The sequence below is a fragment of the Novosphingobium sp. FG137 genome (assembly GCF_057809735.1).
In genome coordinates, this window is the sequence record NZ_JBMDKN010000001.1 from 984,526 (window position 1) to 1,003,590 (window position 19,065).

Below are 19,065 nucleotides of genomic sequence, written 5' to 3' on the forward strand. Positions count from 1 at the left end.
TCTTGGCAGTGCGGCGTCTTTCCCCTATCGCGTGAACCGATGCAACCGTGCCGTCTCGCTGCCTATGATCTTGCCTGCCGGCGCGGTGACCGGCTGCTGTTCCGGGGCGTGGGCTTCGAACTGACCGGGGGGGAAGCGCTGCACCTTTCCGGCCCCAACGGCATCGGCAAATCGAGCCTTATGCGCATTCTGGCGGGCCTGCTGCGCGCCTACAACGGCCATGTCGAGCACGAGGGCGCGATGGCGCTTTCGGATGAACGGCCCGCGCTCGATCCGCACCGGCCGCTGGGCGAGGCGCTGGCGTTCTGGCGGCAAGTTGATCGCGCAGGCGAGGCGCGCGCCGATTTCGGGCTTGAAGACCTACTCGATGTGCCGGTGCGCTATCTTTCCACCGGTCAGCGCAAGCGCGCCGCGCTGGCGCGGCTGGCCGCGAGCGGTGCCCGGATCTGGCTGCTCGACGAGCCGCTGAACGGGCTCGACACGCATTGGGGCGCCAGCGCGCAGGCCGCGATCGAGGCGCATCGCGCGCTCGGCGGTATTGCGGTGATCGCCTCGCACCAGCCGCTGCAATTGCAGAAACTGCGCACGCTTTCGCTGCTGGAGCATCTGCCATGAGGGCGCTGTGGACGATCTTCCGCCGCGATCTGACGCTGCTGCTGATGGGCGCGCCGGGACGGGGCGGGGCGCTGCTGCCGCTGCTGTTCTTCCTCGCGGTTGCCATGCTCTATCCCTTTGCAGTGGGCCCCGATGCCAAGCTGCTGGCGCGGACCGGCGCGGGCGTGATCTGGGTCGCCGCGCTGCTGGCCGCGATCCTGCCGTTGGACCGGTTGGTGGAGCCCGATCTGGAGGCCGGCTTTTTTGATCAATGGGCGCTGCGCGGGATTGCCGAGGAAGGCGTGCTTGCGCTGCGCATCCTTGCGCATTGGCTCAGCTTCGGCGTGCCGCTCATGCTCGCGGCGCCGCTGGCGGCGGGGTTGCTCAATCTGGACGGTGCGCAGCTGTGGACGGTGGAGCTGGGGCTCCTGCTCGGCACGCCGGGGCTGGCGGCGATCGGCGTGACCATCGCGGCGCTGACGGCGGGCCTTCGCGCGGGGGCGGCGCTGGGCGGGCTGCTGGCGATACCGCTGACGGTGCCGCTGCTGATCTTCGGTGCGGGCTCGCTCCAGCCGGGCGGGGAGGGCGGGCTGCTGCTGCTCGCCGCATCGAGCCTTGCCGCGCTGGCCATCGCGCCGTTTGCCGCGGCGGGCGCGATCCGGGCGGGGCGGGAGTGAAATTGGTTTCGCGCAGAGGCGCAGGGGCGCAGAGAACTATCTTCAAGCCGTAGGCAATTTCTCTGGTGGTGCGCCGAAATCAAAAGCGGCTTTGCCGCGAACGCCAACTCCTCCGCGCCTCTGCGCCTCTGCGCGAAACCATCTCGGTGCTCCTTGCGCGAAACACACTCCCTTGCCGCCCCCCAAGCGCAATTGCATTGCGGGCAGCGCGGCGGCGCATTACTTCCGCGTTCATGAACCAGACCGTCGCGCCACCCGCCGTCCTCGCCGATACCCTCTCGCTGATCGGCAACACGCCGCTTGTCCTCCTTAAGGGGCCGAGTGAAGCTGCGGGCTGCGAGATCTACGGGAAGTGCGAGTTCGCCAACCCCGGCGCTTCGGTGAAGGACCGCGCCGCGCTGTGGATCGTGCGCGATGCTGAAGCGAAGGGCCTGTTGAAGCACGGCGGCACCATCGTTGAAGGCACGGCGGGCAACACCGGCATCGGCCTTGCGCTTGTCGCCAATGCGCTGGGCTACAAGACCGTGATCGTGATGCCCGAAACGCAATCGCGCGAGAAGATGGACACGCTGCGCGCACTGCGGGCCGAGCTGGTGCTGGTTCCTGCGGCGCCGTTTTCCAATCCGGGGCACTTCGTCCACACCTCGCGCCGCATTGCCGAGGAAACCGAAGGTGCGATCTGGGCCAACCAGTTTGACAATATCGCCAACCGCCGCGCCCATATCGAAAGCACAGCGCCCGAAATCTGGTCGCAGATGGAAGGCCGCGTCGATGGCTTCATCTGCGCAGCGGGCACCGGCGGCACGATCGCGGGGGTCGGCTTCGGGCTCAAGGCTTTCGACGAGAGCGTGACGATCGGCCTCGCCGACCCGCACGGCGCTGCGCTCTACAACTACTATGCCCACGGCGAATTGAAGGCCGAAGGCTCCTCGGTCGCGGAAGGCATCGGGCAGGGGCGCATCACCGCCAACCTCGAAGGCGCGCCGATCGATACGCAGTTCCGCATCTCGGACGAGGAAGGCCTCGAATGGGTGCGCCGCCTGCTGGCAGAGGAAGGGCTGTGCCTAGGCCTTTCGAGCGGGATCAACGTGGCGGGCGCAGTGGCGCTGGGCAAGCAACTCGGCCCCGGCAAGCGCGTGGCGACGATCCTGTGTGACACCGGCTTCCGCTACCTCTCCTCGCTCTACAACCCGGAGTGGCTGCGCGCGAAGGGCCTGCCCATGTTTCCCTGGCTTGGATGACCTTCCCCTCGCTGGCATAAGCGGTTAAGATCGGGCGGATGGCACTCTTCGGCCTCATCCCTGATCGCCGCCCGTCCCCGGACGCAGCGGCTGAAACCCCGGCGGAAGCCGCGCGGCTCGCCGCGCTGCAGCCCGCGTATCCCGGCCCGCGCGAACTGCGCGCGCAAGCGGTGCACCGGCTGCAGATCGGGCTGTTCGGCCTTGCCGGGATGCTGCTCATCGTCAGCCTCGCCAACGTAATCATGGACCGCGCCAAGCAGGTCGAGCGCACCACGGCGGGAACGCCTGCCGCCGCCGCCAGCCCCAGCGCAAGCCCCAGCACGGCCAACGATCCGCTGGTCGATATGGGCGTCGCGCCCGAACTGCCGGTGGCCGGCGGCGCCAAGCCCGCGCGCCAGGCACCGCGCCCGCCCGGCAACTGAGCGGCAGCCGCACAATCTGGATCCTTGCCGCCGGCGTACTGGCGCTGGCCGGTTGCACGCGCGCTTCGCCGCCGCCCGCGCTCGGCCTGTTCACCAGCCTGCCGATCCTGTGGAGCGAGGCAGACGGGATGGGCGCGCAGCTTGCTCCGTCCGGAAAGCCGCACTGGGCGCGCCCCGTGCTTGAGGAAGGCCGCAGCCTTGTCCCGCTCGATACGCTCCTCGCGCCGGGGCCGCTTGCCGACCTTCTCGTTGCGCAGCCGCGTCCGCTGGAGCCGGCGGAGAACGTCGCGCTCGATGCATGGCTGCGGGGCGGGGGGCACCTCCTGCTGTTTGCCGATCCGCTGCTCACGGCGGAAACCCGCTTCGCGCTCGGCGATCCGCGCCGCCCCGCCGATACCGTGCTGCTGGGCCCGATCCTGGCGCATTGGGGCCTCGCGCTGCGCGATGCGGGCGAGGGGCGGGAAAGCGCGGGAACGCCGTTTCCCGTGAATGCCCCGGGTGAACTCACCCTGCTTCCGGGGCCTGCGCAGGACTGCCGGATCGAGCAGGCCGGCCTCGTCGCGGCGTGCCGGATCGGCAGGGGTTTCGCGCTGATCGTGGCCGATGCCGCGCTGCTCGAACCCGCCGAGGGCCCGGAAGCCGCATCCCGGGCCGAGGCGCTGCGCGCGCTGATGCGCCGGGCCTTTGCCCGCTGACGCGGGAATCGGCGGGAAACGACCACGGGAAAGCACGGGAACGAAGCGGAGCCGCTCCCCGGCTGCGCGTCTTAACCATGAAATCTGGCGGAATTGCGTGACTTCGTCTGAAACCCCGGCAAGTCACCGGTGCGCTACGTGGTTGCCCCAAGGAAAGATTCATCCACTGGAATCAACGTTTGGACGTAATTTCCCGCATTTTCCCCTTTTCGCCCGGACCCTCCCGCGTTAAGACAACACCTCATCAGGAAGGACTCCATGACGCATCCGCGGGGGATGAGTCGGCCACGCGGGTGTGCGCGGCCGGGTTGGGAGGCTTTCGTCCGAGGCGGGGAAGCGGCACGTGGCTGGGGCGCAGTCGCAGTATTGGGGGCAGGGCTTCTCGCCGCGCGGCGAGAAGAACCGCTTTGTCCTCCCCGCAGACTTCCGCCAGACCGTGCGCGAAGCTTCGCGCGGGCAGCGCCTCCTCTGCCTCGACAAGCACGCCAAGCACCCTTGCCTCGTCGGTTTCGGCGAATCCCGCGCGGAAAGCTTTGCCGAGATGCTCGCACATGAAGAACGCGTCGCGATCGAGCGCGGCGAGCCGTTCGATATCGACGTCCGTGCCGCGCAGATTGGCGGCTTTGCCCGCGTCAGCTTCGATGATTCCGGTCGCTTCGTCCTGCCCGAATATCTCGGCGAACAGGCCGATGTGGGCGATGCGCTCTATTTTCATGGCGGCATGCACCAGATCACGATCTGGGCACCCGATGTGCTGTTTGCGATGGGGCCGGAATGGGACTCGGTCAAATCCGCATGCCGCGCCCGCATGGCCGAGATCTCGGCCAAGGCAGCCCGCAAATGAGCGCGCAGCAGCCCCATATCCCCGTGCTCCTCGATGAGGTCGTCGCCGCGCTGACCCCCCAGGGCGGCCTGACTCCCGGTTCCCTTGTCGTGGACGCCACCTTCGGCGCAGGCGGATATACCCGCCGCCTGCTCGGTGCCGGTGCCACCGTCCATGCCTTCGATCGCGACCCCGATGCGATTGCGGCAGGGCGGGCCTGGGGGGAAGTTTCTGAAGTGCCGCCCCGCCTTGTGCTGCACCAGCGCCGCTTTTCCGAGCTTGCCGAGGGGCTGGCGGAAGCGGGTGTCGCCTCGGTGCAGGGCATTGTCTTCGATATCGGCGTCAGCTCGATGCAGCTTGATCAGGCAGCGCGCGGGTTCGCCTTCTCCAGCAATGGCCCGCTCGACATGCGCATGTCGCAGGAAGGCGAAAGCGCTGCGGATTTCCTCAATGGTGCCACCGAGGAAGCGATTGCCGATGTGCTCTACCACTATGGCGAGGAGCGCCAGTCGCGCCGCATTGCCCGCGCCGTGGTCGCGGCCCGCCCGCTGACGACCACCGGCCAATTTGCCGATGTGGTGCGCAAGGCGCTCGGCTATCGCCCCGGCGCGCCGAAGGACCCTGCCACACGCAGCTTCCAGGCGGTGCGGATCCACGTGAACGGTGAACTGGACGAGCTGCAGGCCGGCCTTGCGGCGGCAGAGCGAGTGCTGGCCCCCGGCGGCCGCCTCGCCGTCGTCAGCTTCCACAGCCTCGAAGACCGCATCGTCAAGCAGTTCCTCCGCGAAGCTGCGGGAGCTGTCCCCGCCGGTTCGCGCCACCTCCCCGTCAGCACCCCCACTGCCGCGCCCGTGTTCGAAAAGCCCTCCGCCGCGATCCGCCCCGCTGCGGAAGAGCAGGCGCGCAACCCCCGCGCGCGCTCTGCCACGCTGCGCTGGGCCGTGCGCACGGCGGCTCCAGCCAGAGGAGTGATGGCGGCATGATGGTCAGCGCCAACCGCTTCCGCTCGATCGGCTGGATCGCGCTGCTGCTCGTCTGCGCAGCGATCGTCATGGTGCTCGCTTTCCGCGTCAATGCGCTGCGCAGCCAGGTCCACCGCACTGAGCTGCAGATCGTCGCGCTGCGCAAGGAGAAGCTCTACCTCGAAACCGAGGTGGAAACCCGCGCCAACCAGCAGCAGCTGAAGCTGTGGAACGATGTCGAGTTCGGCTATGTCGCGCCGACCGCCGGTCAGTACCTTTCGAACGAGCGCCAGCTGGCCGCTTTTGCCAAGCCGGATGGTCCAGGCAGCCCTGCACCGATCCGTGTGGCGAGCGCGGACGATGCCGTTGCGGCCGAAGCAGCGTTCCCTTCGGTGATGTCCGGCCTTGCTGCTGCGGCCGATATCTCCGCGCCGGTCGTCACTGCTGACGAGGATGACGACAAGCCTGCGGCGAAGCCCGCAGATGCCGCGGACCGCGCCAAGGCCACCGCCAACCTCGGCGCGCGACTTGCGATGGTCACGCCGCTGAAGAACGACGGCAAGAGCAAGCCCGACGAGACCGGCAAAACCGACAAGACCGGCAAGGATAGCAAGGCAAAGGACGGCGAGAAGAAGGCCGCCCTCGCCAGGACGGCGAAGGCCTCGAAGGACGAGGCGGCGCGGCCCGGCAAGGGCGCGAAGCTCGCGGCGGCCAAGTCCGAAGCGCGGCCGGGCAAGACGGTTGCTTCGAAGCCTGAGAAATCAGCCAAGCCTGCACGCGGGGGGAGCAAACCCGCCCCGTGAATGCGCTGACCGCCTCCGCCGCAATCGCCACCGGACGAGTCCAGCTCGCCAACGTGCGCCAGGGCGCGCTCGTCACCGCGCGGCTGCGCGCGTTGTGGATCATGGTGCTGTTCGTATTCGTGACACTGACAGCCTGCGTGCGGATCGTGCAGCTCGGCTTGTTCGAGCGGACGCCCGAGCGCGCCTCGCTGGCCGAGGCGCTGTTGCCTTCGCGCGGGGAGATCACCGATCGCAATGGCACCGCGCTGGCGCGCGCCTTCGCGTCCTATTCCTTGTGGTTCAATCCCAAGGCGCTGGGTGAGCGCGGCGCACCGCTGGTCAAGACGCCAGAGGAAGTCGCCCGCGCGCTTGTCGGCATTTTCCCCGATGCCGATTACGCCGATCTCGTGGCGCGGCTGAAGGCTGGCAAGCCCTGCTACCTGCGCCGCCGCGTGCTGCCGGAAGATGCCAACAAGGTCTTCGCGCTCGGCGAACCCGCGCTTGAATTCCCGCGCGAGGAGCAGCGCTTCTATCCGCAAGGCTCGCTCGCCGCCCACGTGCTCGGCTATGTCGATGAGGCGGGCAAGGGCCATGTCGGGATGGAGCAGGTGCTGGAGCCGCGTCTGCTCGATCCGGCCTACCGCGGTACCCCCACTGCGCTTTCGATCGACGCGCGGGCGCAGGGCGCGCTGGAGGACGAGCTTGGCCGCGGCATGCTGGAAACCAGCGCCAAGGGTGCCGCCGGGGTGATCCTCGATGCCGATAGCGGCGAAGTGGTCGCGCTTGCCTCGCTACCCTCGTTCAATCCCAATCGTTCCGATCTTGCCTACAACGATCTGGTGTTCAACCGCGTGTCGAACCAGGTTTACGAGCTTGGTTCCACCTTCAAGCCGATCACCATCGCTTCGGCCATCGATGCCGGCGTGGTCACCGATCTTTCGGTGCGCTACCCTTCGGTGCCCTTCCAGATCGGCAAGTTCACCATTCATGACAGCCACGATTTCGGCAATTCGCTCAATGTGCCCGAAGCGTTGATCCATTCCTCCAACGTTGTGCTGGCTCATGTTGCTGATCTGCTGGGGCCGGTCGCGCTGAAGCACACGATGGAGCAGCTCGGCATGAACGAGCGCCCGACGATTGAGCTGCCTGCGCGCGGCTTCCCGCTCTGGCCGCGCGGCGGGAGCGAAGGCGGCAAGGGCGATTGGGCGCGGCTGACGACGATGACGGTGAGCTATGGCCACGGCATCGCGGTCACCCCGCTGCACCTCGCCTCGGCCTATGCCGCGCTCGTCAACGGCGGGATCTGGCGTCCGGCCACGCTCTACAAGGTTGACCCGGCGCACCTCGCCCCCGGTCGCCGCGTGTTCCAGGCCTCGACCAGCGCGCGCCTGCGGCAGCTGCTGCGTATGATCGTGGTCGATGGCACCGGCCGCAAGGCGGACGCGCCAGGCTTTCGCGTCGGCGGCAAGACCGGCTCGGCAGAAAAGCCGGGCAGCGGCGGTTATCGCAAGACTTCGCTGATCGCGACCTTCGCGGCGGCTTTCCCGATGGACAAGCCGCGCTATGTGGTGATCGTGATGCTCGACGAACCCCAGGCCACTCAGCAAACCAGCGGCCAGCGCACCGCCGCGTGGAACGCCGCGCCCATCGTCGGCCGGCTGGTGCCGCGCATCGGCCCGATGCTGGGCGTGGTGCCCGATGCGCACCATGACGTCGATATTTCCGATCTCAGCCCGCTGGTCGGTTCCGGAGAAGGCGAATGAACCTTGCGGCCCTTGCCGCTGCGGCGGGTATCGCGCTGCCAGAAACGACTGCCGTGCTGGCCAGTGCCAACGTCACGGGCTTCGCCATCGATCACCGCAAGGTCGCCCCCGGCACCGTGTTCGGCGCGTTCGTCGGCACGCGGGTGAACGGCGAGGATTTCATTGCGGACGCCATCAAGGCCGGCGCGATTGCGGTTGTCGCGCGGCCCGAGGCGAAGGTGGAAGGTGCGGTTCATATTGCCGACCCCGCGCCGCGCAGGGCTTTCGCGCGCCTTGCCGCGCCGTTCTTCGCCCCGGTCCCTGAAACGCTCGTCGCCGTGACGGGGACCAACGGCAAGACCTCCACGGTCGAGATGACGCGCCAGCTCTGGCGCATGGCCGGTTTCCGCGCCGCATCGATCGGCACGCTGGGCGTCACCACGGCGGACGAGAGCGTCTCCACCGGGCTCACCACGCCCGATATCGTCACCTTCCTCGCCAATCTTGCAGGCCTTGCGCGCGAGGGGGTGAGCCACGTCGCCTACGAAGCTTCGAGCCACGGGCTTGATCAGTTCCGCAACGAAGGCCCTCGGGTCGCAGCCGGTGCCTTCACCAACCTCAGCCGGGATCACCTCGATTACCACGGCACGATGGACGTCTATTTCGAAGCCAAGATGCGCCTGTTCGGGGATGTCGTAGCCGAAGACGGCGCGGCGCTGATCTGGGCCGACGATGCCTGGTCCGCGCAGGCGATTGCGGCGGCCAGGGCGCGCGGGCTGAAGCTGATCACGGTGGGTGAACGGGGCGAGACGCTGCGGCTGCTCTCGCGCACGCCCACGCTGCTGGGGCAGACGCTGGAACTCGCGTTCGAGGGCACCACGCGCAAGCTCGATCTGCCGCTGATCGGGGCCTATCAAGCCGCCAACGCGCTGGTTTCGGCGGGTCTGGTGATCGCGACGGGCGGCGATCCGGCCGCCACGCTGGCCGCGCTTTCCCGCATCCAGCCCGTGCGCGGGCGGCTAGAGCGCGCGGCGATCACCCGGCATGGCGCACCGGTCTATGTCGATTATGCGCATACCCCCGATGCGATCACCGCCGCGATTGCCGCGCTGCGCCCGCATGTCGGCAAAAGCGGCCGCCTGATCACCGTATTCGGCGCTGGCGGTGACCGCGATGAAGGCAAGCGCCCCGAAATGGGCCGCGCGGCCTGCGCGGGGTCCGAGCTGGTTATCGTCACCGACGACAATCCGCGCGGCGAAGACCCCGCGCTGATCCGCGCCGCCGTGCTGGGTGGCTGCACCGAACGCGCCCGCGAAGTGCCGGGCCGCCGCGAAGCCATCGCCGCAGCCATTGCCCAAGCGGGGGCAGGCGATATCGTGCTAGTAGCGGGCAAGGGTCACGAACAAGGCCAGATCGTGGGACGCGGCGAGGCCATGCGCGTCCTTCCCTTCGATGACGTGCAAGTGGCGCGGGAGTGCAGCCAATGAATGCCATGAGTGCCCTCCTGCAATGGCCTGCTGAGCCGAGCGATGCCATCGGCCTCGCGCTGTGGACTGCGGCCGAGATCGCCGAGGCGACCGGCGGCAAGGCTTCCGGCACGTTCGAGGTCTCCGGCTGCGCGACTGACAGCCGCGAAGTTCAGCCAGGCGACTTGTTCATTGCGCTGAGGGGCGCTGAAAGCGATGGCCACCGCTTCCTCGAAGGCGCCTTTGCGCGCGGGGCCGCGGCGGCGCTGGTCGAACATCCGGTCGCCTATCCCCATGTGCTCGTTGAAAGCACCACGCAGGCGCTCGTCGATCTCGGCCATGCCGCCCGCGCACGGGTCGATGCCACGGGCGCGGTAGTGATCGGCGTAACCGGCTCGGCGGGCAAGACCGGCGTCAAGGAAGCGCTCTTCGCCGCGCTTGATCGCGGCAGCCGCGGCCGCGCGCACCGCTCGGTCAAGAGCTACAACAATCACGTGGGCGTGCCGCTCAGCCTTGCGCGGATGCCCGCGCGCAGCCGCTTCGGCGTGTTCGAGATGGGGATGAACCACGCGGGCGAACTCGCCGCGCTGACCCGGCTGGTGCGCCCGCACGTGGCCATCGTCACCACCATCGCGCCCGCGCATATCGGCCACTTTTCGGGCGAGGAAGCCATCGCCGAGGCCAAGGCGGAGATCTTCGAAGGGCTCGAAGCCGGCGGCATGGCGATCATCCCGGCCGACAATCCGCACTTCGCGCTGCTGCGCGAAGCCGCCGCGCGCCATGCGGGCGAAGTCGTCAGCTTCGGGCGCAGCGCGCACGCCGATGCGCGCCTCCTTGATGCCGTGCCCGCGCCGGGCGGCGGTACGCTCGTCACCGCAGCATTCTCCGGCCCGCTCGGCCCGCGCAAGCTGTGCTACACGATTGCTCAACCGGGCGCGCACTGGGTCGACAACTCGCTCGCCGTGATGGCAGCCGTTGCCGCCGCCGGAGGCGATCTCGGCGCGGCGGGCCTCGCGCTTTCGGAAATGGAAGGGCTGGCCGGGCGCGGCGCGCGCCATGTCATTCCCGCGCCGGGCGGCGATGGCTCGGGCAAGGCGCTGCTGATCGACGAAAGCTACAACGCCAATCCCGCCTCGATGCGCGCGACGATTGCTTCGCTCGGCCAGGTCCCCGCGCGCCGCCGCATCGCCGTGCTTGGTGCGATGAAGGAACTGGGCGCGGCTTCGGACGGCTACCACGCCGAACTCGCCGAGCCGCTGATCGCTGCGGGCGTCGAGCGGATCATTCTGGTCGGGCCGGAAATGGCCGTTCTTGCCAAGGCGCTGGGGAAAAGCGCCGGGCCTGCGCTTGCCGCGCGAATCGAACTCGACCATGCCGAAAGCGCTGCAGAAGCGGCGGAATGCCTTGCTGCGGATGCTCCGCAGGGTGGTGACGCCATTCTGGTAAAAGGGTCGAATTCAGTCGGGCTCGCCACACTGGTGCGCGCTCTGACCGCAAAGACCAAAACGGGCGTGGCCAAGACGGCCGGGGAAAACTGAATGCTCTATGTTCTGGCGCATTGGCTGCATTTCGAGGGCATCGCCAATCTGATCCGCTACCAGTCGTTCCGGTCTGGCGCTGCGCTGATGACGGCGCTGGTGATTGGCCTGATCATCGGCCCGCGCTTCATCAACATGCTGCGCGTGCGGCAGGGCAAGGGCCAGCCGATCCGCGCCGATGGGCCGCAATCGCACCTCGCCAAGCGCGGCACGCCGACGATGGGCGGGCTGATGATCGTCATCAGCCTCGCGATCTCGCTGCTGCTGTGGATGGACCTCACCAGCAAGTTCGTATGGGCCTGCCTTGTGGTGACGCTGGGCTTCGGGCTCATCGGCTTCCTCGATGATTACGCCAAGGTCACCAAGTACGCGCACGCCGGGCTTTCCGCGCGGATCCGGCTGCTGGCCGAATTCGTCGTGGCGGGCGCCGCGCTTGCGCTGGTGGTGACAGACACCAACCTCTACTTGCCGGTGTTCAGCAATCTCTATGTGCCGATGGGGCCGTTCTACTACCTGTTTGCCGCCTTCGTCATCGTCGGCGCGGGCAATGCGGTGAACCTGACCGACGGGCTTGATGGCCTCGCCACGATGCCTGTGATCATCGCGGCGGGCACCTTCGCGATCATCGCCTACCTCGCGGGCCGCGTGGACTACGCGCATTACCTCGGCATCCAGCATGTGCCGCGCGCGGGTGAGCTTTCGATCTTCTGCGGTGCGGTGATGGGCGCGGGCCTCGCCTTCCTGTGGTTCAATGCGCCGCCAGCCGCGGTGTTCATGGGCGATACCGGCAGCCTTGCACTGGGCGGCACGCTGGGCGTCATCGCGGTCTCGATCCACCACGAGATCGTGCTCGGCATCGTCGGCGGGCTGTTCGTGATGGAGGCGGTCTCGGTCATCGTGCAAGTCTTCGTCTACAAACGCACCGGCAAGCGCGTGTTCCGCATGGCGCCGATCCATCACCATTTCGAGCAATTGGGCTGGAAGGAATCGACCGTCGTCATCCGCTTCTGGATCGTGTCGATCGTGCTCGCGTTGATCGGCCTTGCCACGCTGAAGGTGCGATAAGCGTGCCGTGCCACAGCCCATGATCGTCTCCTCCGCCTTTGCCGGCAAACGCTATGCAGTCCTCGGGCTCGCCCGCTCGGGGCTCGCGAGTGTCGATACGCTGCTGGCAAGCGGGGCCGATGTGACGGCGTGGGACGGGCGCGAGGATGCGCGCGCAAGTGTTGAGGGCCGCGCGACGATTGCCGATCCGCTCGCGATCGATCTCACCGGGTTCGACGGCATCGTCGTCTCCCCGGGCGTGCCGCTCAATCGCCACCCCATCGCTGCCCACGCGCGCGCGGCTGGCGTGCCGATCATCGGCGATATCGAGCTTTTCGCGCAGGCCCGCGCCAGCCTGCCGCCGCACAAGGTCGTCGCGATCACCGGCACCAACGGCAAATCGACCACCACCTCGCTGATGCACCACATCGTGAAGGAAGCCGGCCTTCCCACCGTGATGGGCGGCAATATCGGGCTGCCCATTCTCGGCCAGCCGCCGCTGCCGGAAGGCGGCGTCTATGTTCTGGAGCTTTCGAGCTACCAGATCGACCTTACCTACAGCCTCCACGCCGATCTCGCCGCTTTCATCAACCTCAGCCCCGATCATCTCGATCGTTATGATGGCTATGAAGGCTATGGCGCCTCCAAGGCGCGGCTGTTCCAGATGCAGCAGGCGGGGCAGTTTGCCGTGTTCGGCTGCGGCGATGAAGATACCCGGCGGATTGCGGCGGAGATCGCGGCTGACCGCCCGGAAGGCGATGTAGCGGTGGTCGATCCCGCCGCGCTGATCGGGCAGGCCGAATGGCCTTCGCTGCAGGGGCCGCACAACCTCCAGAATGCCGCGATTGCGGTGGCCATGGCCCAGCGGCTCGGCATTCCTGAACCCGTCTGGCGCGCGGCACTCGCCAGCTTCGTCGGCCTGCCGCACCGCATGGAGCGCGTAGCGGAAGCGAACGGCGTCCTCTTCATCAACGACAGCAAGGCGACCAACCCCGCCTCGACTGCGCCAGCGCTCGGCGCCTGGCCGCGCGTCCACTGGATCCTCGGCGGCCTGCCCAAGGGCGACGATCTGGATGCCTGCGCCCCCTATTTCAGCCACGTTGTGCAGGCCTATACGATCGGCGAGGCCGGGCCTCGCTTTGCCGAAATCCTCGAGCCGGTCATGCCCGTCCAGCGCAGCGAAATGCTATGCGATGCGGTGCGTCAGGCGATGGATGCGGCCCAGCCCGGCGATGTCGTGATGCTGTCCCCGGCCTGCGCGAGCTTTGACCAGTTCCGCGATTTCGAGGCGCGGGGTGACAGCTTCCGCCAGATCGTCACCGCGCTGATTGCCGAGGGGGGAGCGGCATGAACGGCCATCAGCCTACCCGGCAAATCGCTACCCAGCTGCCCGGCGGCGGCGTGCGGATCGCGCCGCGCACCAATCGTTATCGCCGCACCCGCCGCAGCGAACTGGTGATCTGGTGGCGCGAGATCGACCGCGTCCTGCTTGCGCTCGTGCTCATGCTGGTCACGGTCGGCACGGTGGCGGTCGCCGCCTCGTCCCCGGCGAGCGCGCACCGGCTCTCGACACAGACGAAAAGCCTCGGTGATCTCTACTTCTTCTGGCTGCACTTGCGCTTCCTCAGCGTCGGGCTGCTTGCGATGTTCGTCGCCTCGCTCCTGCCCAAGGAAACTACGCGGCGGCTCGCCATCCTGCTGGCCGCGACCATGCTTGTCGCCCTCGTGCTGGTGCCCTTTCTCGGCAACGAGGTGAAGGGGGCCAAACGCTGGCTGTGGATCGGCTTCAGCCTCCAGCCCTCCGAATTTCTGAAGCCCGGCTTTGCCGTTGCAGTCGCGTGGATCCTTTCGTGGCGGGTACGCGATCCCAACATCCCGGTGATCCCGATCACCGTCGGCCTCATGCTCCTCATCGCCGTGTTGCTCATGGCGCAGCCCGATTTTGGCTCGACCGTGCTGTTCGGCGGCGTGTGGTTCGCCCTCGTGCTGCTCTCAGGTCTTGATCTCGCCAAGATTGGCTGGAGCGTGGGCGGGGCGGTGGTTGCGGTGGTGCTGGCCTATTTCTTCTACCCCAACGCCACGCACCGCATCGACGCGTTCCTTTCGGGCGGCAGCGAGTTCGATCAGGTGGACCTCGCCATGCGCACGCTGGTCAGCGGCGGGTGGAGCGGCAGTGGCCTGTGGCTGGGCAGCCGCAAGATGGCGCTGCCCGAGGCGCATACTGACTATATCTTCTCGGTGATCGGCGAGGAATTCGGCCTGATCGCCTGCGCGCTGATCGTGGTACTTTATTGTGCCATCGTGATCCGCGTGATGATGCGCCTGGCGGACGAGGAAGACCTGTTCACCGTCCTCGCCGCAGCGGGCCTTACCGCGCAGCTGGCGGGGCAGGCCTTCATCAATATTCTCGTCAATCTTCAGCTTTTCCCCTCCAAGGGCATGACGCTCCCGCTCATCAGCTACGGCGGCTCCTCCACGATCGCGCTGTTGCTCGGTGTCGGGTTCCTCCTCGCCATCACGCGGCGCAATCCCTATCTCTCGCGCGAGATGACGGACCTGAGGGAGCTCGCGCGCACATGACGAATCATATCCCCGGCGTCTCGCGCCATTTCGTCCTCGCGGCGGGCGGCACAGGCGGGCATTTGCTGCCCGCCTTTGCGCTGGCGACCGAGCTGGAGCGCCGCGGGCATCATGTCGCGCTGGTGACGGACGAACGCGGCGCGAAGATCCCCGGCAAGCCTGCGTTCCTGCCCGCGCATGTCCTGCCCGCCGGGCGGCTCGGCAAGAACCCGATTGCACTGGCCAAGGGCCTTGCCGCGATCTGGCGCGGCCGCGCGATGGCGCTGCGCCTGTTTGAAAGCTTCCAGCCGTCCTGCGTGGTCGGCTTCGGCGGCTATCCGGCGCTGCCCGCGCTGCTCGCCGCGCGCTCGGCCCGCATCCCCACGGTGATCCACGAACAGAACGCGGTGCTCGGCCGGGTCAACCGCCTGCTGGCAAAGCGCGTGGATGCCATCGCCACGGCCTACATGGAAGTCGAGCGGCTCGATCCGGGGCTCTGGGGCAAGGTCCACCGCGTCGGCAATCCGGTGCGCGCGGAAGTGCTGGCGCTGCGCGGCGAGGCATTTCCGGCGTTCAGCGAGGACAGCCTGTTCCGCGTGCTTGTCACCGGCGGCAGCCAGGGCGCATCGATACTCTCCGAAGTCGTCCCCGATGGCCTCGCCATGCTCCCGCCCGCACTGCGCCACCGTCTGCAGGTGACCCAGCAGTGCCGCCCCGAGGATCTCGAAGCCGTCCGCGCGCGCTATGCCGGGCACCAGATTCCCGCCGAGCTTGGCACCTATTTCGAGGACATGGCGAGCCGCCTTGCCGAAACGCACTTGTTCATCGGCCGCTCGGGTGCATCGACGATTGCGGAGCTGACGGCGGTCGGCCGCCCCGCGATCCTCGTGCCGCTGCCCATCGCGACCGACGACCATCAGGCTGTCAACGCGCGCGAAATGGTGAAGGCGGGCGGAGCGCGAGCGATCCGCCAATCGGGCTTTACCCCCAAGGAACTTGCCAAGCAGATCCAGACGATGGCGCTCAATCCCACATCGCTCGCCAATGCCGCCCATGCGGCGTGGAACTGCGGCCTGCCCAATGCCGTCAAGGACCTTGCCGACCTCGTCGAGGGCTTCGGCGGCGTGCCGCTAATGGATGTGATCCGCATGGAAGGCTCCGTGCAGACCGCCAGCACCCAGCAGGCGCTGGCAAAGGAGAGCGCTGAATGAAGGGCGTCGGCACCGAGATCGGCACGATCCATTTCGTCGGCATCGGCGGCATCGGCATGTCCGGCATTGCCGAGGTCATGCACAACATGGGCTATAGCGTGCAGGGCTCCGACATGGCGGAAAGCTATGTCGTCGATGGCCTGCGCACGCGCGGCATTCCGGTGATGATCGGCCAGCGCGCGGAAAACGTCGAAGGCGCTGCTGTGGTCGTTACGTCCACGGCGGTGAAGCGCGACAACCCGGAAGTCGTCGCCGCGCTGGAAGGCCGCATCCCCGTCGTCCGCCGCGCGGAAATGCTCGCCGAGCTGATGCGCCTCAAGAACACCGTCGCCGTGGCGGGTACGCATGGCAAGACAACCACGACCTCGATGGTGGCCTGCCTGCTCGATGCCGGCGGGGTCGATCCCACCGTCATCAACGGCGGCATCATCAATTCCTACGGCTCCAACGCCCGGCTGGGTGACAGCGAGTGGATGGTGGTCGAGGCCGACGAGAGCGACGGTTCGTTCCTGCGGCTCGATGGCACGCTCGCGGTCGTGACCAACATCGATCCCGAGCACCTCGATCACTACGGCTCGTTCGAGAAGGTCAAGGACAGCTTCGTCGAGTTCATCGAGAACGTGCCGTTCTACGGTGCGGCGATCCTGTGCATCGATCATCCCGAAGTGCAGGCGATCATCCCCAAGGTGCGCGACCGCCGCGTGGTGACCTACGGCTTTTCCGCGCAGGCAGACGTGCGCGGCGAGGCGGTGACGCCAATCCCCGGCGGCAACCGCTTCACCGCCGTGTTGCGCCAGCGCGACGGCAGCTTCCGCCGGATCGAGGGCATCGAGCTTCCCATGCCCGGACGCCACAACGTGCAGAACGCGCTCGCCGCCGTCGCCGTCGCGGTGGAGATGGGCGTTTCGGAAGACCTGATCCGCACCGGCTTTGCCAAGTTCACCGGGGTCAAGCGCCGCTTCACCAAGGTCGGTGAGGTGGACGGTGTTACCGTGATCGACGATTACGGCCATCACCCGGTCGAGATCCGCGCCGTCCTCGCCGCCGCGCGCGAGGGCGTGCAGGGGCGGGTGATCGCTGTCGTCCAGCCGCACCGCTTCACCCGCCTGCGCGATCACATGGAAGAGTTTCAGGGCGCGTTCAACGATGCCGACGTGGTCTATGCCGCGCCCGTTTATCCCGCCGGCGAGCAGCCCATCGAGGGGGTGGACAGCGCCGCGATGGTCGAGGGCATCAAGGCACGCGGGCACCGCTCGGCGCACCTGATCGCGGGCGCGGATGCGCTTGCGGTGGAACTGGCAGGTGTGATCCAGCCGGGCGACATGGTCGTGTGCCTTGGTGCGGGCGATATCACCAAGTGGGCGGCGGGGCTGGCTGGTGCGATTGCCGCACGGCGGGGGGCTGAATGACTTCCGCACCCCATCCGTTCGTGTCGAGCGAAGTCGAGACACCAAACGCCGCGCATGGTGTCTCGACTTCGCTCGACACGAACGGGGTGAGGGGCAAACTCACCTCGAACGCACCGCTTGCGCCGCTCGTCTGGTTCAAGTCCGGCGGCGCCGCGCAGTGGCTGTTCGAGCCCAAGGACGTGGCAGATCTGCAGGACTTCCTCGCCGGTCTCGCGCCCGAAGTCCCGGTCATGGCGCTCGGTCTCGGCTCCAACCTGATCGTGCGCGATGGCGGCGTGCCCGGCGTCGTCGTCCGCCTCGGCAAGGCTTTCGCGCGAGTGGAGCGCGTAGATGAAACGACGCTCGACTGCGGCGGCGGTGCCAGCGGCATTCTTGTCTCTTCCACCGCGCGCGATCACGGCATCGCGGGCCTTGAATTCCTCCGCTCGATCCCCGGCACCGTCGGCGGCTTCGTGCGCATGAACGGCGGTGCCTATGGCCGCGAGGTCAAGGATATCCTGATCGATTGCGACGTGGTGACCCGCTCGGGCGAAATCGTCACGCTGCCGGTCGGCGAATTCGGCTACACCTACCGCCATTCAAACCTGACCGACGGCAGCATCGTCGTCGCCGCGCGCTTCCGGGGCCATCCCGGCGAATCCGCCGCGATTCAGGCCGAGATGGACCGCATTTCCGCCGCACGCGAAGCCAGCCAGCCGCTGCGCAGCAAGACCGGCGGCAGTACCTTCAAGAACCCCGATGGGGGCAAGGCGTGGGAACTCGTCGACAAGGCCGGCTGCCGGGGGCTGACGCTGGGCGGCGCGCAGGTTTCCGAAAAGCACACCAATTTCCTCATCAACACCGGTGAGGCCACGAGCGCCGAGATCGAAGCGCTGGGCGAGGAAGTGCGGCGGCGCGTGAAGGAACAATCGGGCGTAGACCTGCAGTGGGAAATTCAGCGAGTAGGCCGACCGTGACTCTTCCGAAACTCCATATTGCGGTCCTCATGGGTGGCTGGTCGAGCGAGCGCCCTGTGTCGCTCATGTCCGGCAATGGCGTCGCCGATGCGCTCGAAGCCAAGGGCCACCGCGTCACCCGTATCGACATGGGCCGCGATGTTGCGCAAAAGCTCGCCGAAGCCGCGCCCGATGTCGTGTTCAACGCGCTCCATGGCACGCCGGGGGAAGATGGCACCGTGCAGGGCCTGATGGACCTGATGGGCCTGACCTACACGCATTCCGGTCTCGCCACTTCGGTCATTGCCATCGACAAGCAGCTGACCAAGCAGGCGCTGGTGCCCCACGGCATCCCGATGCCCGGTGGGCGCATGGTGCGCAGCGAAGAGCTGTTCGAGCGCGATCCGCTGCCGCGACCCTATGTTGTGAAGCCGGTCAACGAAGGCTCCTCGGTCGGCGTCGCCATCGTTACGGCGGGCGGCAACTACGGTGATCCGATCAGCCGTGACAGCATCGGCCCGTGGAACGAGTTCGACGAGCTACTCGCCGAACCCTTCATCCGCGGGCGCGAGCTCACGACCGCGGTGCTCGTCGACAAGGCGCTTCTCGTTACCGAACTCAAGCCCAAGTCCGGGTTCTACGATTTCGATGCCAAGTACACCGATGGCATGACCGACCATATCTGCCCGGCCGAAATTCCCGACGAAATCGCCGAAGCCTGCAAGGACATTGCCCTGCGCGCACACCAGCTGCTCGGCTGCAAGGGCACCAGCCGCAGCGATTTCCGCTGGGATGACGAGCAGGGCGCCAGTGGGCTGTTCCTGCTGGAGGTCAACACCCAGCCGGGCATGACCCCGCTCAGTCTCGTGCCCGAACAGGCGCGCGCGCTGGGCATGGATTATGGCGATCTCGTCGAGGCAATAGTCGCCGATGCGCTCGCTTCAGCGAAGAAGGAGGCCTGAGCC

Annotated in this window: 18 protein-coding genes; all 18 read left to right on the top strand. The window is 67.5% G+C overall.

The genetic code is table 11. The annotated features are described in order from the left end of the window. The first annotated feature begins 39 nt into the window (after positions 1-39). The 18 genes from ccmA (at position 40) to ACODS2_RS04555 (ending at position 19,062) form a co-directional block, all read left to right on the top strand. Complete coding sequence (ccmA, locus tag ACODS2_RS04470; RefSeq protein ID WP_298173820.1) at positions 40-615, top strand: heme ABC exporter ATP-binding protein CcmA; 576 nt, start codon at positions 40-42, stop codon at positions 613-615. Beyond that, the gene (gene ccmB / locus ACODS2_RS04475) at positions 612-1,271 is read left to right on the top strand and encodes a heme exporter protein CcmB (RefSeq protein WP_298173817.1); all 660 of its coding nucleotides are present in this window, start codon (positions 612-614) and stop codon (positions 1,269-1,271) included. Before ccmA ends, ccmB begins: the two co-directional genes overlap by 4 nt. A gap of 233 nt (positions 1,272-1,504) precedes the next feature. Further along, on the top strand, positions 1,505-2,512 hold the full coding sequence (locus ACODS2_RS04480) for a cysteine synthase A (protein WP_488997732.1): 1,008 nt from the start codon (positions 1,505-1,507) through the stop codon (positions 2,510-2,512). Between the two features lie 38 nt (positions 2,513-2,550). Continuing rightward, entirely contained in the window at positions 2,551-2,934 is a 384-nt protein-coding gene (locus tag ACODS2_RS04485) for a hypothetical protein (RefSeq protein WP_298173811.1), read from the top strand. Between the two features lie 176 nt (positions 2,935-3,110). Further along, complete coding sequence (locus ACODS2_RS04490; RefSeq protein WP_488997733.1) at positions 3,111-3,629, top strand: hypothetical protein; 519 nt, start codon at positions 3,111-3,113, stop codon at positions 3,627-3,629. Between the two features lie 343 nt (positions 3,630-3,972). Continuing rightward, positions 3,973-4,473, top strand: coding sequence for a division/cell wall cluster transcriptional repressor MraZ (locus tag ACODS2_RS04495; protein ID WP_421839256.1), 501 nt, complete (start codon positions 3,973-3,975; stop codon positions 4,471-4,473). Then, positions 4,470-5,435 (top strand): 16S rRNA (cytosine(1402)-N(4))-methyltransferase RsmH, encoded by a 966-nt coding sequence (gene rsmH, locus ACODS2_RS04500; protein ID WP_488997734.1) that lies wholly within the window; start codon positions 4,470-4,472, stop codon positions 5,433-5,435. Before ACODS2_RS04495 ends, rsmH begins: the two co-directional genes overlap by 4 nt. Beyond that, positions 5,432-6,217 (top strand): hypothetical protein, encoded by a 786-nt coding sequence (locus tag ACODS2_RS04505; RefSeq protein ID WP_488997735.1) that lies wholly within the window; start codon positions 5,432-5,434, stop codon positions 6,215-6,217. Before rsmH ends, ACODS2_RS04505 begins: the two co-directional genes overlap by 4 nt. After that, a complete protein-coding gene (locus ACODS2_RS04510; RefSeq protein ID WP_488997736.1) occupies positions 6,214-7,959 on the top strand; it encodes a peptidoglycan D,D-transpeptidase FtsI family protein in 1,746 nt (581 codons plus the stop codon). Before ACODS2_RS04505 ends, ACODS2_RS04510 begins: the two co-directional genes overlap by 4 nt. Then, complete coding sequence (locus tag ACODS2_RS04515) at positions 7,956-9,425, top strand: UDP-N-acetylmuramoyl-L-alanyl-D-glutamate--2,6-diaminopimelate ligase (protein WP_488997737.1); 1,470 nt, start codon at positions 7,956-7,958, stop codon at positions 9,423-9,425. Before ACODS2_RS04510 ends, ACODS2_RS04515 begins: the two co-directional genes overlap by 4 nt. After that, on the top strand, positions 9,422-10,942 hold the full coding sequence (locus ACODS2_RS04520) for a UDP-N-acetylmuramoyl-tripeptide--D-alanyl-D-alanine ligase (RefSeq protein WP_488997738.1): 1,521 nt from the start codon (positions 9,422-9,424) through the stop codon (positions 10,940-10,942). The genes ACODS2_RS04515 and ACODS2_RS04520 overlap by 4 nt, the downstream gene beginning before the upstream one ends. Then, complete coding sequence (mraY, locus tag ACODS2_RS04525) at positions 10,943-12,007, top strand: phospho-N-acetylmuramoyl-pentapeptide-transferase (protein WP_298173788.1); 1,065 nt, start codon at positions 10,943-10,945, stop codon at positions 12,005-12,007. It begins immediately after the preceding gene. Between the two features lie 19 nt (positions 12,008-12,026). Continuing rightward, positions 12,027-13,337, top strand: coding sequence for a UDP-N-acetylmuramoyl-L-alanine--D-glutamate ligase (gene murD / locus ACODS2_RS04530; RefSeq protein WP_488997918.1), 1,311 nt, complete (start codon positions 12,027-12,029; stop codon positions 13,335-13,337). Further along, a complete protein-coding gene (locus tag ACODS2_RS04535; RefSeq protein ID WP_488997739.1) occupies positions 13,334-14,566 on the top strand; it encodes an FtsW/RodA/SpoVE family cell cycle protein in 1,233 nt (410 codons plus the stop codon). The genes murD and ACODS2_RS04535 overlap by 4 nt, the downstream gene beginning before the upstream one ends. Before the next feature lie 8 nt (positions 14,567-14,574). After that, complete coding sequence (murG, locus tag ACODS2_RS04540; protein WP_298173857.1) at positions 14,575-15,756, top strand: undecaprenyldiphospho-muramoylpentapeptide beta-N-acetylglucosaminyltransferase; 1,182 nt, start codon at positions 14,575-14,577, stop codon at positions 15,754-15,756. Beyond that, positions 15,753-17,165 carry a UDP-N-acetylmuramate--L-alanine ligase gene (gene murC / locus ACODS2_RS04545; RefSeq protein ID WP_488997740.1) on the top strand — a complete coding sequence of 471 codons (1,413 nt, stop codon included), beginning with the start codon at positions 15,753-15,755 and terminating at the stop codon, positions 17,163-17,165. The genes murG and murC overlap by 4 nt, the downstream gene beginning before the upstream one ends. Next, on the top strand, positions 17,162-18,121 hold the full coding sequence (gene murB / locus ACODS2_RS04550; RefSeq protein WP_488997741.1) for a UDP-N-acetylmuramate dehydrogenase: 960 nt from the start codon (positions 17,162-17,164) through the stop codon (positions 18,119-18,121). The genes murC and murB overlap by 4 nt, the downstream gene beginning before the upstream one ends. Further along, positions 18,118-19,062, top strand: a complete 945-nt coding sequence (locus ACODS2_RS04555; RefSeq protein WP_488997742.1) for a D-alanine--D-alanine ligase — start codon at positions 18,118-18,120, stop codon at positions 19,060-19,062. Before murB ends, ACODS2_RS04555 begins: the two co-directional genes overlap by 4 nt. The last annotated feature ends 3 nt before the right edge of the window (positions 19,063-19,065 follow it).

Excerpts from the sequence above, each read along its gene's own strand:
- ccmA (WP_298173820.1), top strand. The coding sequence starts at position 40 with ATGCAACCGTGCCGTCTCGCTGCCTATGATCTTGCCTGCCGGCGCGGT.
- ccmB (WP_298173817.1), top strand. The coding sequence starts at position 612 with ATGAGGGCGCTGTGGACGATCTTCCGCCGCGATCTGACGCTGCTGCTG.
- ACODS2_RS04480 (WP_488997732.1), top strand. The coding sequence starts at position 1,505 with ATGAACCAGACCGTCGCGCCACCCGCCGTCCTCGCCGATACCCTCTCG.
- ACODS2_RS04485 (WP_298173811.1), top strand. The coding sequence starts at position 2,551 with ATGGCACTCTTCGGCCTCATCCCTGATCGCCGCCCGTCCCCGGACGCA.
- rsmH (WP_488997734.1), top strand. The coding sequence starts at position 4,470 with ATGAGCGCGCAGCAGCCCCATATCCCCGTGCTCCTCGATGAGGTCGTC.
- ACODS2_RS04505 (WP_488997735.1), top strand. The coding sequence starts at position 5,432 with ATGATGGTCAGCGCCAACCGCTTCCGCTCGATCGGCTGGATCGCGCTG.
- ACODS2_RS04515 (WP_488997737.1), top strand. The coding sequence starts at position 7,956 with ATGAACCTTGCGGCCCTTGCCGCTGCGGCGGGTATCGCGCTGCCAGAA.
- ACODS2_RS04520 (WP_488997738.1), top strand. The coding sequence starts at position 9,422 with ATGAATGCCATGAGTGCCCTCCTGCAATGGCCTGCTGAGCCGAGCGAT.
- mraY (WP_298173788.1), top strand. The coding sequence starts at position 10,943 with ATGCTCTATGTTCTGGCGCATTGGCTGCATTTCGAGGGCATCGCCAAT.
- murD (WP_488997918.1), top strand. The coding sequence starts at position 12,027 with ATGATCGTCTCCTCCGCCTTTGCCGGCAAACGCTATGCAGTCCTCGGG.
- ACODS2_RS04535 (WP_488997739.1), top strand. The coding sequence starts at position 13,334 with ATGAACGGCCATCAGCCTACCCGGCAAATCGCTACCCAGCTGCCCGGC.
- murC (WP_488997740.1), top strand. The coding sequence starts at position 15,753 with ATGAAGGGCGTCGGCACCGAGATCGGCACGATCCATTTCGTCGGCATC.
- murB (WP_488997741.1), top strand. The coding sequence starts at position 17,162 with ATGACTTCCGCACCCCATCCGTTCGTGTCGAGCGAAGTCGAGACACCA.